This is a genomic window from Thalassoglobus sp. JC818 (genome assembly GCF_040717535.1).
Lineage (GTDB): Bacteria > Planctomycetota > Planctomycetia > Planctomycetales > Planctomycetaceae > Thalassoglobus.
In genome coordinates, this window is sequence record NZ_JBFEFI010000002.1 from 523,836 (window position 1) to 537,911 (window position 14,076).

The 14,076-nt window shown below is 53.3% G+C and carries 10 protein-coding genes; 6 read left to right on the plus strand and 4 right to left on the minus strand.

All coding sequences use genetic code 11. The annotated features are described in order from the left end of the window. Positions 1–36: 36 nt before the first annotated feature. From trpD to AB1L42_RS06515, 6 genes are all read left to right on the plus strand, one after another. Complete coding sequence (trpD, locus tag AB1L42_RS06490) at positions 37–1,083, plus strand: anthranilate phosphoribosyltransferase (RefSeq protein ID WP_367052615.1); 1,047 nt, start codon at positions 37–39, stop codon at positions 1,081–1,083. Between the two features lie 215 nt (positions 1,084–1,298). Further along, a complete protein-coding gene (pheT, locus tag AB1L42_RS06495) occupies positions 1,299–3,170 on the plus strand; it encodes a phenylalanine--tRNA ligase subunit beta (RefSeq protein ID WP_367052617.1) in 1,872 nt (623 codons plus the stop codon). After that, positions 3,167–3,865 (plus strand): HAD-IA family hydrolase, encoded by a 699-nt coding sequence (locus AB1L42_RS06500; protein WP_367052619.1) that lies wholly within the window; start codon positions 3,167–3,169, stop codon positions 3,863–3,865. The genes pheT and AB1L42_RS06500 overlap by 4 nt, the downstream gene beginning before the upstream one ends. Next, positions 3,862–4,866 carry an endonuclease/exonuclease/phosphatase family protein gene (locus AB1L42_RS06505; protein ID WP_367052621.1) on the plus strand — a complete coding sequence of 335 codons (1,005 nt, stop codon included), beginning with the start codon at positions 3,862–3,864 and terminating at the stop codon, positions 4,864–4,866. The genes AB1L42_RS06500 and AB1L42_RS06505 overlap by 4 nt, the downstream gene beginning before the upstream one ends. 317 nt (positions 4,867–5,183) lie before the next feature. Beyond that, positions 5,184–6,485 carry a Gfo/Idh/MocA family oxidoreductase gene (locus AB1L42_RS06510; RefSeq protein ID WP_367052623.1) on the plus strand — a complete coding sequence of 434 codons (1,302 nt, stop codon included), beginning with the start codon at positions 5,184–5,186 and terminating at the stop codon, positions 6,483–6,485. A gap of 74 nt (positions 6,486–6,559) precedes the next feature. Then, positions 6,560–7,987, plus strand: coding sequence for an NADH:flavin oxidoreductase (locus AB1L42_RS06515; RefSeq protein WP_367052626.1), 1,428 nt, complete (start codon positions 6,560–6,562; stop codon positions 7,985–7,987). Positions 7,988–8,023: 36 nt separating this feature from the next. On the opposite strand, the gene AB1L42_RS06520 is transcribed toward AB1L42_RS06515, so the two are convergent. The 4 genes from AB1L42_RS06520 to AB1L42_RS06535 all read right to left on the minus strand — a co-directional run bounded on the left by AB1L42_RS06520 (position 8,024) and on the right by AB1L42_RS06535 (position 14,069). Then, entirely contained in the window at positions 8,024–8,746 is a 723-nt protein-coding gene (locus tag AB1L42_RS06520) for a phytanoyl-CoA dioxygenase family protein (protein WP_367052628.1), read from the minus strand. 79 nt (positions 8,747–8,825) lie between these two features. Continuing rightward, entirely contained in the window at positions 8,826–10,682 is a 1,857-nt protein-coding gene (locus AB1L42_RS06525; protein ID WP_367052630.1) for an Ig domain-containing protein, read from the minus strand. 65 nt (positions 10,683–10,747) lie between these two features. Beyond that, positions 10,748–12,238: a hypothetical protein gene (locus AB1L42_RS06530; protein WP_367052632.1), complete on the minus strand. Its 1,491-nt coding sequence runs from the start codon at positions 12,236–12,238 to the stop codon at positions 10,748–10,750. Between the two features lie 127 nt (positions 12,239–12,365). After that, positions 12,366–14,069: a hypothetical protein gene (locus tag AB1L42_RS06535; RefSeq protein ID WP_367052634.1), complete on the minus strand. Its 1,704-nt coding sequence runs from the start codon at positions 14,067–14,069 to the stop codon at positions 12,366–12,368. Positions 14,070–14,076: the final 7 nt, after the last annotated feature.

Sequence of the window (14,076 nt, forward strand, 5' to 3'; positions counted from 1 at the left end):
ATTGTTCACTTCTGAATCGACAGGAAACACCGGCTGATGCATGTATCAATTCGAGCAGTGATCGAGAAGATTCTTCAGAATGAAGAGATTCAAGAGGAGCCCATGCAGGCTGCGGTGGGAGCGATCATGGACGGCGAGTGCTCGCCGGTCGATGTTTCGTCGTTTCTGACTGCTCTGGCGGTCGACGGGGAAACGGAAACCGAAATCGCCGGTGCGGCAGCTGCGATGAGAAAGCGGTCGCTGAAAATCGAAACTTCTCAAACCGGATTGATCGATACCTGCGGCACTGGAGGCGACAAACTCCATACGTTTAACATCAGCACAGCGACAGCACTGATCGTCGCTGCGTGTGGACAACCGGTTGCGAAACATGGCAATCGAAGCGTTTCGAGTTCAAGCGGTTCTGCGGATGTTTTGGAAGCACTCGGAGTGAATATTGGCTTGTCGGCTGAGCTGGCGGGTCAGTGTCTGGATGAGTTGGGGATCTGCTTCTGCTACGCCCGGCTGTTTCATGGAGCGATGAAACACGTCGCTCCGATTCGGGCTGAGTTAGGAATTCGGACCATCTTCAACTTGCTCGGACCGCTCACAAATCCGGCGAGTGCTGAGTTTCAATTGTTGGGGGCAAACCGCGACGGAAATGCCGAGCGAATTGCTCAAGCTGCGAGTCGACTGGGGACCAAGAAAACGTTTGTCGTCTGTGGCAATGATCAGCTGGATGAAGTCTCGCTGTGGGGAAAGACTCGAGTCTGGGAAGTGACGGGCAACAATCCACCGGTCTTGATGGTATGGACCCCCGCCGACTTCGGCCTGGAAGAATGTCATCCTGACGAACTGAAAGTCTCTTCGCCCGGCGAGAGTGCGGACGTCATTCGAAGCATCATCAGTGGTCAGGCTGGACCTGCACGCAGAATGGTCGTCGCCAACGCAGCGGCAGCTCTGCTGTGCAGCGGTCGAGCGAGTTCACTCATTGAAGGAGTCCGATTTGCTGAGGATGCGATCGATCGTGGCGAGGTGCGATTGTTGCTGAATCGCCTTGCAGAGTGGTCACAGTCGCATCAAGATTCGGTCACGAATGGGTGAATGCCCGTTGCGGGAGATCCTAAAATGTTCCCGATGGACTCCATTCAGCATCCAACACGAGCTATCCTGCTCGTCTTTCACCGATGGATTTTCGAATTCATCACAATTTGCAGTTAACTGTCTGCTCGTGTGAACCGGCTGGCTCGATCGTTCAGAGTCGCTGTTCGCGGGGGTTTTTGAAATATCACTAGAGAAATGCTCTGGAACAATGCTTGGTGAGCAGACCGGAAGGTCCCACTGAGAGCTCGCTCCAGAAAAGGCTGAAACCGGGAGTCGATGGCGTGCCTGTCATTAATGTCGAAGGGGAATGGCTAAACAAGCTGCTGGGAAAAGAGTACGCAGTTGAAGAACTCGCCGACACCCTCGAACAGATCGGATGTGACGTTGAGGACATCGTGACTGTCGAGCGATTTCGCTGTCCGGTGTGCGGGAATGCCGTCGAAGGATCGCTCGGTGCGGAAGTCACGCGGCGGTGCAACTGGTGTGAACATGAACAGGAACAGCCCTTCGAGCGGATCGGCGAGAGCCAAGTCATTCGTCTCGATCTATTGGCTGCCCGTCCGGATCTATTCGATGTTGGTGGGATCGCCCGTGCTCTCAAAGGGTACTTTGAAGAAGTCGTGGGACTTCCAAAGTATGAAGTTGGTCAATCTGATCTTGAATTAGTCGTCGATGCGTCGGTTGATGGCGATGACTGTCAGCGGCCATTCATTCGGTGTGCCGTCGTCGAGATGAAACAGATCGACGATGCGACACTCGTTGCGTTGATGAAGCTTCAGGAAGCACTCCACTGGGGCGTCGGCAGAGATCGCAAGCTGGCTTCGATCGGGGTGTACGACCTCGATCAGATTACCGGTCCGCTTCAATATACGACCATCGATCCGGACTCGGAACGCTTTGAGCCACTCGGACGTCCGGGTGAGCAGATGACCGGACGAGAGATTCTCGAGAAACATCCCAAAGGGACAGCTTACGCGAAGCTGCTCCATGACCATCGACGTTTTCCGGTACTGAAAGACTCGAAGGGCGTCATTCTCTCGATGCCGCCGATCATCAACAGCGAATCGACGAAAGTCTCTCAAAACTCACGCCGTCTGTTCATTGATGTCACTGGCATCAGCGAGTCGGCAGTCGTCAAATCGCTCGACACATTTGTATCGTCGCTGTTAGAAATGGGAGGAACTGCCAAGTCCGTCTCCGTGAAAGCACTCAACGGAAAGACGTTTGACTCGCCCGATCTCTCTCCTCGAGAAGTTGAGATCGACCTCGAGTCAGCGAACCGGTGGCTGGGACTGCCTCTCGATAAAGACTCTCTCAAAGCTTCTCTCAATCGCATGAGACTCGACGTCAGCCCTGTCGATGGATCGGATTCTCGATTCACTGTTCGCTATCCGGCGCTGCGAACGGACTTCAAACATATGGTTGATGTCTTCGAAGATCTGGCGATTGGTTACGGATACAAGAACATTGTTCCGAGTTATGCAGGACAGGCGACGACCGGTCAATCGCGACCGGAAGATGACGAGAGCGATATGTTCCGAAGCGTGATGCTCGGTCTCGGTTACGGCGAAATCATGAGCCTGCCGATGACGACCGAGGAGTTGCATTTCGAGAAATTTGGGCTGCCGGTTCCGGAATCGTATCCCAAAATTGCGAATCCAAAGTTAAAGGCGATGACCGTTGTGCGGACTCATCTCATGACGGGTGTGATGGAACACCTGCGCGAGAATCGACGTGCACCGCTGCCTCTGCGGTTCTTCGAACTTGATAACGTCACCGTGCTGGACTCTCAGGCGGAGACGGGAGCCCGCGAAGAACGTCATCTCGCGATCGTCGAAATGGGAAAAGATGCCAGCTATGCCTCAATTCGGTCTGTGATCGATTCACTGATGTTCGAAATCGGAGCGACAGCAACGTTTAAAGCCATCACGCATCCATCCTTCATTCCGGGACGCGTGGCGGAGTTTGAAACTGATTCCGAAGTCCGGGGAGTCCTCGGCGAACTACATCCGGAAGTGATTGTCAACTTCGGATTGGATCATCCAGTCGCGCTGGCTGAACTGACAGTGTCGAAGATTGATGTATGAATAATCTGACGAGCAATGTTCCGATTCGCTGGATCGCGTTCGATGCAGTGGGAACGTTGATTTTCGCCGATCCTGGAGTTGCAGAAACTTATACCCGCATTGGAAACCGGTTCGGGGCCGATCTCTCGACCGAGATTGTGCGAAGCCGATTCCAAAAAGCGTTCGCTGAACACCAGCGGACGTTCTCGACCAACGAAGATCACGAACTGAACTTCTGGAAGCGGGTCGTCGGAGAAGTCCTGGGACCTGTCGAAAATGCTGACGATTGCTTTAATGAACTTTACCGGCACTTCTCGCTCCCGGAATCATGGCGGCTCGCCGATCACGCAGCGGAGGTGATTTCCGTTCTGCAGTCAGAAGGGGTTGGAGTTGCGATTGCTTCGAATTTTGATCGTCGTCTGCACACTGCATTGGACGGGCATCCAGTCTTGTGCGACATTGATGTCCGTTTGATTTCGTCCGAAATTGGATGGAGAAAGCCAAGCCAGCAGTTTTTCGAAGCACTCGTCGATCGCTGCGAATGTGCTCCCGATCAGATCTTGATGGTCGGCGATGACTTCGCGAATGACTATACTGGTGCCCGAAATGCAGGGCTCCAGGCTGTTCACCTCGGAGCAGGGCGAAGTGACATCGATTCGGAATTCCAGATCGGATCACTAGCGGACGTTCTTCCACTCAGTCGATGCGGTTTATGAATCAGCAGCGTGAGAATTCGAAGGGCCGAATGTGGAGCCTGTGGGTGTCGCTGTTCTGGTTTGGAGTAGCAGTTTTTACATTGCTGGCTATTGTCATTCGTCTCACAGTGCAAGATTCGTATTGGGGCGCCTCTGCTTACTTTTATGCGACGCCGCTGCCTGTCGTCGCTGTCACGAGTGGGCTTCTTTTTTTGAAGTCGGCACGCAAGCGGAGCTATCGCTGGGCGACTTTTTGGGTTCTCTGTTGCGTCTTGCTCGTTGGAAGTTGGGTGGCTCGCGAGTGGAAATTCGACGCACCCCGCGCTGTCAAAGAAGATGCAGCGACGGTGATGTTTGCCAATCTTTCTCGAAAGCAGTCGTGCGAGTCGTTTCTGGAGAAGGTTCGACTTCATCAACCCGATGTCATCGGGCTTGTCGAGATTGGTCAGCATCCGGAGGAAGAAACGGCCCGTTGGAATCGGTTGTTGCCCGACTATCAGTTTTCGTTTCTTTACAAAGGGCTTGGACTGTTGAGCCGGAAGCCGCAGGGACGCAGTTTCGTTCACTGGCTGGGGCATGGATCGGTGGGCTGCGAGCAATCGATTGAAGTTGATGGTCGAGAACTGACGTGCATCGTCGTTGACATGACTGCCAACCCGCTCGTGATGCGTCGTCCGATTCTCGACGAACTCGCCTATGTCGCTGGCACGTTTAAGAATCGACATGTGTTGATCATGGGGGACTTCAATACACCTGCCGAATCACACGCGTTTGATGCATTGCGAGAACAGCATCAAAACCTGTTTGATGCAGCTGGTCACGGTTACCGAGGATCGTGGCCGCTTCCGTTTCCGGTGCTGGCACTCGATCAAATCTGGATCAATCAAAACCTGATTCCAGTGGAGTGCGTTTATGACTCAAGCGAGGAGTCAGATCACCGGGTTGTGATCGGTCGTTTTCAATTTCGTGAAAGGGACGAGGAAACTGGGGAAAGAGTTTCCTCTGTACTGGACTCTCGCTAATATCGATCTGGATGAGATCCCGAAACTTATCTGGAATCGACGAATAGTGCTTCTGAAGTTTGCCAATCGAGTGGTCTCTGGAGCAAGTTGCTCTGTCTTGCATGCTCGCTTGGATTGTTTGCAATCGTTGTCGTTCTGTTTGCTCGTGCGAAGTTGCAAAGACCATTTCGCCAAGTGCTTTCAAACACACACCGTGCTCAACTCAACTTCAGGATGCTTTCTCGTCTCCTTGAGCGCCCGAACGATTTTCTGTTTTGGGGTTTCTTTGAGAATGACCTTCCTCAACCCTCCTCGCATCTTCCAAGAGAGACAGCAGCATGTCGAATTCGTCGAATGACACAACACGACGCTCCTTCCTGAAGTCCACCGCAGAAGCGGGTACTGCAATGGCTTTAATGAGCGGATTTTCTGGTCAAGCCGGGCTGTATGCGGCCGGTGATGAAAAGATTCGAGTGGGCTTAGTCGGATGTGGCGGACGCGGGTCCGGCGCAGCCAATCAGGCATTGAATGCTGATCCCAACGCTGTGCTTGTCGCGATGGGCGATGCATTTCCTGAGAAGATTGAAAGCTCAATCAAATCATTGAAAGCACAGAAGGGGATCGCTGACCGAGTGCAGGTCGACGAAGACCACCAGTTTTCTGGTTTGGATGCTTTCCGATATGTGATTGATTCGTGTGACGTTGTCATTCTCGCAACGCCTCCGGGATTTCGTCCGGAGCAGTTCGAATACGCCGTCGAAAAAGGGAAGCACATTTTCACCGAAAAGCCCATGGCCACAGACGCTCCGGGCGTTCGTCGTGTGATGGCAGCGGTGAAGCGAGCACAAGAAAAGAACCTCGCTGTCGTGGCAGGTTTCTGCTGGCGGTATGACTACGCGAAGCGTGCCTTCTTTGAAAAAGTTCTCGCCGGAGACATTGGTGACGTTCTCTGCTCGTACGGAACTTACCTGACGAATCCAGTCAAGACGATGCCCGATGAATCGACTCGTCCGGAAGGGATGAGCGATCTCGAATGGATGGTTCGCAACTGGTACAACTTCACATGGTTGTCAGGTGACGGACTCGTCGAGCAGGCTTGCCATACCGTCGACTGGATTTCCTGGTCCAAAGGAGACAAGCCACCTGTCAGTTGTACCGCAGTCGGTGGACGACAAGTGCCTGCCAAGGGTGGGAACATCTTCGATCACATCGAAGTGAACTATCTCTGGGAAGACGACACACGTGCGTTCATGGCCCAGCGGCAAATTTCCGGATGTCATAACGAGAACAACTTCTATGTTCTCGGCTCGAAAGGAAAAGGCACGATCACGCGTCGCGGTGTTTCGATCACTGGTGAGGAAGATTGGCGCTATAAGGGGCCGACTCCCAACATGTATCAGGTCGAGCATGACGAAATGTTCAAGTCGATTCGCGAAGGCAAACCGATCGACAATGGTGAGCGAATGGTCACCAGCACCATGATGGCGATCATGGGACGTATGGCTGGGTACACCGGCAAAGAGGTGACCTGGGAGATGGCCTGGAACTCCGAAGAAAAACTCGTCCCGGAAATTGGCAACTGGGATACACCGGTTGATTTGCGACCCATGGCGATTCCGGGAGCGACCTTGTTTGAGTAACATATTCCTGAAGAATTCTCAGGACAAGCCGTCGACTGAGAGGTCGGCGGCTTCTTTTATATGAAAACTCAACTATGTCTTATCCGCGCGTTTCCACTCTCAAAACAGCGAGCGATTTCCGCACCTATCTTGATTCGCTGAATGTCGACCTCCCGTTTGATGAAAACGTCGAGTCGGGAGAGCAGTCCGCGCTCGGCCAGACATTTCAACACTCCAGCCAGTCAATCGGGAACCGTTTCTGTATTCTTCCAATGGAAGGTTGGGATGGAACCAAAGACGGCAAGCCGACGGACCTGACGCGTCGACGTTGGGAAAACTTCGGCCTCAGCGGGGCCAAGCTGATCTGGGGTGGTGAAGCGGTCGCGGTTCGACACGATGGCCGGGCGAACCCGAATCAGTTGCTCTGCACTGAAGAGAACCTCGGAGAACTCGTCGCTCTGCGTGAGCTTCTCGAGGAAACACATCTCAAGCATTTTGGAACGACGGACGATTTACTAGTCGGGCTTCAGCTGACTCACTCCGGGCGATTTGCGCGTCCCAACGAGAAATCACGACTCGAGCCTCGCATCGCATATCGCCATCCGGTGCTGGATCAAAAGTTCTCGATTGAAGGCGACGATACGATTCTCAGTGATGATGAATTGTCGAAACTGATCGACGATTTTGTGGTCGCATCGGTTCGTGCTCAGAAGGCTGGGTACAAGTTCGTCGACATCAAACATTGCCATGGTTACCTCGGGCATGAAATTCTCTCCGGCTATGACCGCCCGGGCCGATTCGGTGGTAGCTTGGAAAATCGAACGCGTTTTCTCCGCGAAATTGTTTCAGGGATTCGAGCAGAAGCACCCGGACTCGAAATTGGAACGAGAGTCAGCATCTTCGACTTCTCTCCCTTCGAACCGGGAGAAGACCGAATTGGAATTCCGTCATCGCAAGGGGATTACAAATACGCATTCGGCGGAGATGAGACTGGAACAGGGATTGATTTGACCGAACCTCAGCAGTTCATGCAGATCCTGCGTGAGCTGGAGATCAAGCTGGTTTGCATCAGTTGTGGAAGTCCGTATTACAACCCTCACATGCAGCGTCCGGCCATCTTCCCGCCATCGGATGGTTATCTTCCTCCTGAAGACCCGCTCGTTGGTGTCGCCAGACAGATCAATGTCACGCGGCAAATCAAGGAAGCGAATCCGGACATGGTCCTGGTTGGGTCAGGCTATTCATACTTGCAGGAATGGCTTCCGAATGTCGGACAACATGCCGTCAAAAACGGGCATGTCGATTTTGTTGGGTTGGGGCGAATGGTGTTGTCGTACCCGGAATTGCCTGCTGATGTCATCGCGGGAGAGGTCATGAAACGGAAGAAAATCTGTCGGACCTTCAGCGATTGCACGACAGCTCCTCGCAACGGAATTGTCTCTGGATGCTATCCACTCGATCCGTTCTATAAGTCGATGCCAGAACGTCAGCAGCTTCTGGAGATCAAGAAAGAAATCTCCTGACGGAATTCACTGTGTGCTGCGGAGTGAGGGCTTCGCTCAATCGACACGATGGAAAGTGTGCCAGCGAACACCTCCGGGGAGTTGCTCATTGGCTGCAAACTCCAAGTGGAGAACTCGCCGATGCTCTTTGCACTCCGGCTTCGATCGTCCACTGGCGTGAACCAGCAAAGGGCGCATTAAGAGGGCATCACCTGAACGGGAATGAATGGACTTCATCGGGTAACCTTCGATGATCAACTCTTTTCCCGAATGATGCGAACCCGAGAGGACTCGCAGGCATCCGTTCGACTCCGTCGTTGGATCGAGATGAATTCTGACGGTCAGCATGGACTGCAACACCTCAAGTGGCGGCTCAGTATGGAGCACACCTGCGCGAAGTCGAGGGCGTGAGTAGTTTTCCGCCTCAGGGCATCCAGAAGTGATGGCAATGAGGAGATCTTTGTGCCATGGAAGTGCCCATGTCTGCTGAGGCGGTTTGTCAAAATAGAGAGCCCTCACCAAACCGCAATGAGGTCCGAGAACGTTTCTCAGGGTCTGCACGATGATTGGCACAGGCCAAAGCTCGGGAAGGTTTGGGACAAGCTGTAAGACGTTGCGGGCGGCGTAGACTGCCCCGTCACTTTGACGAACAGCGGAGTCCTGAAGATTGATGATACACTCGAGAGATTCTGAAATCCGTGCAAGGTGTTCCGGATCGTATGCGCCGGGAATCAATTCCCAACCGTTCTCATCGAGATCATTCTGAGGGTTTCTCTGCACTCGGGGAACCGTCGATGAAATGATTCGTTGATAGCGATGTGATTGGAGAATTCAGGTTCAGTAGGGGATCTATGAGCTGTTAGCTGACAGAATCTTTATCGTCGGCCGGTTTCTCGTCGCTGGTCTCCTCAGCTTCGTCCGTTGATTCAGTTTCCGTTGCAGCTTCTTCTGAAGTCGCAGGTTGTTCGGGAGACTCCGGCGCATTCGATTCATCGACTGGAACGGGATTGTAATCTCGCTCCGCAGCTGCGAGCTGCGTCATCATCACCAGTGGCTGTTCGAAGTTGAGTTGATACAGCCCACCATCTCTGCGGACTTTAATGTAGTCCGGACCGATTTCAGCGACGGTCATGTCGAAATCAGAAATCCGGAATTGATCACCTTCGTGCAAAGTGGTGCGGGTGTTGGTGGCGCGGTCGAAGATCCAGGCTTCCTTCATCACCTGATCTTCACCGGTTGATCGAGTAAAACTCGCAGTGAGATAAGCGAATCTGGCTGAGTCTTCTTCGACGGAAATCGGGATGGTGACCGTTGTCGATGCGCGGTGCTCTTCGTCCGGGTCTGCATCTGTGACGGTCACTTGAACAGTCGAAGCTTCCGTTTCCATTGATTCCGGCGGCTTCCAACGGATCGTGCCAGTTCTTGAATCGATGGTCATTCCCTGTGGGCCATTCGCGATGGAGTAGCTCAACAGGCTGCTGTCGGCATCCGGATCGCGTGCAGAAACCGGAACAACCGATTCACGGCCAAGGTAGAAGGTGAGGCTTTTCGGGCCATCGATTACGGGTGACTCGTTCGGGTCCCGAACTTTCAAGTTGACTGTATCGGTGAAGCCAGCCTCTTTGCTCGCAGATCCCCAAACTGCAGCTTCGATCATCAGGTCGCCAGTTTCGACAGAGGTGCTGACCGGCCAGGTAATCGTTCCGGATCGCTCGTCAATGTCCAGTCCGTCCGGGCCGTTGATGAGTGTGTAGCGAGGTTGTCCGAAGGCGGGGTTCCACCCGGTGACTTTGAGTTGATGTTCGAACTTACGTCCTCGAATTGCTGTAGGAGTTTCGCGATCGGCGAGTTGAGGTTCGTATTCGACGGAAGGAGCCGGCTTCGTAAAGAAAGACTGACTCCACATGTTCTGAACAGCCCGCTGGTCTGACTCTTTTGTCGATGAAATCGGGAAGAGTTCTACCGACGAACCGGCGGGGTGATCGTTTGCGAACGTCTTTGCGACCCCTCGCTGCAAAGTCCACTCATTGTCGACCATCTCGGTGACGTTACAGAACTCATCCCCAATCCGGATTCGAAACGGAGCCTCTTTCGGAAAGTCTTCGGGCGTGTTCAACAGGGTCAGCCGCGTTTCTTCTTTTCCGAGCGGTTCTTCCAACGAGACTTGCGGGAAGAGTTCGTTGCGATCTTCTGCTGACTGAATGGACAGACCTTCCGCTGTGAGAGTGACCTTCAGCTTGGGGTTTCCTTCGGAAACGGGGCTGGTGATGTCGCACTTTGAAATTCTGTGCAGGAGTTCGACCGATTCGAAGCGATCAAGAAATTGAGCGACTTCCTGAAGTGTGGCTTCAGCTTCGATTTTCACGGGGATGCGTACGTAAGTGTCATCCTTTTGCGACCGGTTCTCTAGGGTGAATCGGGGATTCGAAAATCCCGACATCAGCGCGATGTCTGTGAGCCAGTCCTGATAGAGTCGGTGGGCGTCAGTCGGCTTCGGTGGCAGACTGATTCGCTTCCAGTCTTCGAGCATCTTTCCCTGCTTGGCGAGCTCGATCTGTTGCGCCATTTTCGTCCGAGACTCTTGCATCCGGGCGCTCTCTTGAGCTTCCAGCTGATTGAGTGGCTCGACGAAATAGCTCTTGAAGATTGGCATGCCGAACCAGAAGAGAACGACTCCGCCCAAGAGACCTGCCAGTATTTTTTCACGCTGCTGCATGATATGAACTCAGTTGAGAGACTGTGACGTCATGAAATATTTGCGTGCGATTGAGCTGTCGTCCTTCAGGACTTCGACGGGCTCGACTCGCTGTCTTTTGATTGCACTGTTTCGACAGCCTCTTCTTCCTTGGTAGGAGGCAATGTGATCTCGCGAATTTGTTTGACGTCCATATCAAAGGTGAACGGATAGTCCGGATCGATTCCGCTGTTCCGGGGAGTTGTCGGAATCACCTCAAAGCCGTTTCGAACGAGTGAGTCCGCAAGTTGTTCGATATCCGATCGCTGCTTGGCGAATCCGATCCCTTTGAACTGACCGCTGAATGCGGGATCGCTCAGTGGAGAGAACCGCAGCTCACTCAAGTAGATTCGGTCCGTCCCGGGAAACGAATTGCGCAAATCATTCCAGGTGTCGATTGGAGGAGCATCTCCAAGCTGCCACAGGTCGACATTTTTGAAGGCGTTAATCGTCGGCTTGCCAGCGTCAAGAACCTTGTTGATCTGGAAGATCTTCGAATCAATCTCTGCGATGCTTGCTTCGAGATTGAGTTTCTGCGAGCGAAACACGAAGTATCCCAACAGCATGGCTGAAGCTGCCAGCACTCCTCCGACAGTCCAGTAGAGCCGGCTTCGGTCGGGTTTCTCGATTCTCTTTCGAGGATGAATCAAGTCGACCGACAGATCCTGTTCCGGCGGAGGAATGGCTGCTCCGATGAGCGGTTCGAATCCGGTAACGTCATGGCTTCGGCTGTGTGCTTCGTCGATTGAAACGTGCTGCACGTTCCCGCGAAAACGTTGTTCGAGGAATGTGCGAATGGAGTCGTCAGTGTGGCTGCCGACGAGAAAACATCGATCGATGGAGACGTTCGGATGAGTCTGGTTGAGTGCGACAATCGAACGCGTCAGCGCACTTTCAAGTGGCTTCAGATGATCTGTGTCAGGCAGACTGATGCTGTGACTGAAGACGAGAGAACGTCGATCGAAGATCGAGATTTCAAGATCAAGACCTCGCTGGTAGATGACCATTTCTGGCTCATCGCTGCCAAGGCTGGCATTCGAAAATCGATCGACCACATTCGCAATCGCCAGTGGAGAAACGGTCACTCGTTCAACGTCGATTCCGATTGCTCGGAGAATGTTCTGAATTCTCGTGAGCTGTCGCTTTTCGGAAGAGATCGTCAAGACAGCATGACTGTCGTGATTCGAATCTCCGTGGACTGGCAGGTAGTCGAAAGCGAGATCGTCGATCGGCATGGCTGACTTGGCAGCTGCCTGAAATCGCACCAGATCGGGAATTTCCTCCGGCGGAGCTTGTGGCAGCTGTAGTAGACGAGCCACAACAGATTCACGTGGCAGCAGCAGAATCGCCGGTCCGGCGGTGACTCCGGAACTCTTCATCCAGGAGGCCAGTGCTTCGGCGATTTCGTCCGCCGGTGTCGTCATGTCGTTGAGTTGGTCATGCGTAAACTTCGCGACGTGAGAGACACGTCCCGATGTATCGGCCTGCAGAAACCTTGCTGCATGGCGGGACCATTCGACGATTAGTTTTGTGGACATGGAATTCGGTCTCAAATTGACGTCTGGCAATCAGATGGCAATGAAAACAGTTGGTAGCGGAAATTGTTCGACTCCGTTTGAGGAGCGTCAATCTCCGTAAGTGTTCTCTGGAAAGTCTGTAATGTCGCTACGGACTGGCATCCTGCCCGAACGCCGGCAATTGGTCTCTTCGGTATCCTGGCCCCAGTTCGGTCAGGACACGTTGTGAGATCACTTGAGGGATTTCCTGGGTGGCATCGACGACCGCTTCAATCCGTGTGACTGGACCGCCACGATCGGCGTAACCGATGACTTGCATACTCATGACATCACCGCGCGTCGTGATGAATCCGTCGAGCATTCGCATCATTTCGAGGTCGACGAGTCCTTGGGTCAACAACCAACCGGAGGTGGCGAGCTGACTGGAATCGTTGGCGAGCCGTTCTCTCGTGGCGACGATCAATCCGGGAAGATCTGCTGGAATGCCGGGAATTCCCATGAGAACTTCCGGGCGTGCTTGATTGATGTTCAGTCGACCGATGATTTCGCTTTGAGTTGTGACTGTCAGCGAGTCCATCAATTCCGGGAGTGATTCCTGTAATAACCCGGGATCACTCGTCCAGGGGCTGTTTAGAGTTGTCTCCTGGCCTTCGATTTCGACAACAACTTCTGCATCGATTAACTCGAAGAGAGATTTGATTTCAGTACTCGCACCTTCGGAGAGATCCATTCCTCCCCGAGTGACAGCTCCGCCATCCCCAGAGAAGAGGGCATCCGCGACTCCTTCGGCAGCATCAGCGAGTGCCTGGTCCGTGGCAAGATCGCCCGTCGACTCCGAGTCACCGAATCCGATGAGTGGGTTTTCATCTGGAACGACTGCTTCCATCACGAGGTCGTCCAGCTCTCCTTCGAGTGTTGAGGCCGACGCAGGTCCTTTGAGGCGATAAGCTGTGATGAACGTTGCGATATCTGTTCCGTATTCCTCTTCAAGCAGATCGTAGAGATCGGTCAGAAGAGGTTCGTTGACGTTTAAGCGTTCTTCACCAAAGCGATCGTAAGCGTGTCGAAAGTTGCCTTCCTTGCTCGAGACCGTGAGATGTGCGGACCAACCGAGATCGAGAACTCCATCCGCATTGTCGTAAGGAAGTGATTGGTCGGCATCGTCCTCATTCGGGTCAAGAACGCCGTTTCGATTCCCATCTTCTCCATACATCAAGAACGGATCGACACCAACCACGAGAAGTAACTCTTCGAGCGAATTGATGGGACCATTTCGAGGAATGACGAGCGTATAGCTGTCGGATTCCGCACCGAATTCACGCGGTTCGTCGTCTTCGTCGATCCAGTCGAGAATGGCGTCGGCGACATCCTCTGTCATGTTGGGAAGCCCGAGCAACAGATCCCGACCGAAGCCCGATTCCGGATCAAATTTTGCCAGAACGTTGACGTTCAACTTGGCACATTCATCCACAAGTCCGAAGCGAAGACCCGAGCTTGTTGTCTGACCGGTTGCGGCTGTGGAGTTGTAGTTTTCCAGCGGCGCGACGATGGCGAATCCACCGTCAGAGTCCATCGCCAAATGGAACAGCCCAGCGTTGTCATACAGGTTGTTGTCGAAGCCGCCGCCATCAGGAGTGAGGAGCGTTGTGACATACTCGACGCCGGATTCAGCCCAGAGTTGAGCTCGCACCTGCCGCCCGTAAGTGTCGGCCGCCTGATACTCCGTGATCATTAACTCAGAGAACGTGTACGCACCCAAACTGAGCATCACGATGACCACCAGAACAACGATGAGCGCACTTCCATCGCGATTCGTGGCTCGCTGATCAAATTGGTGGAGTGTTTTCATCATTTTGTTT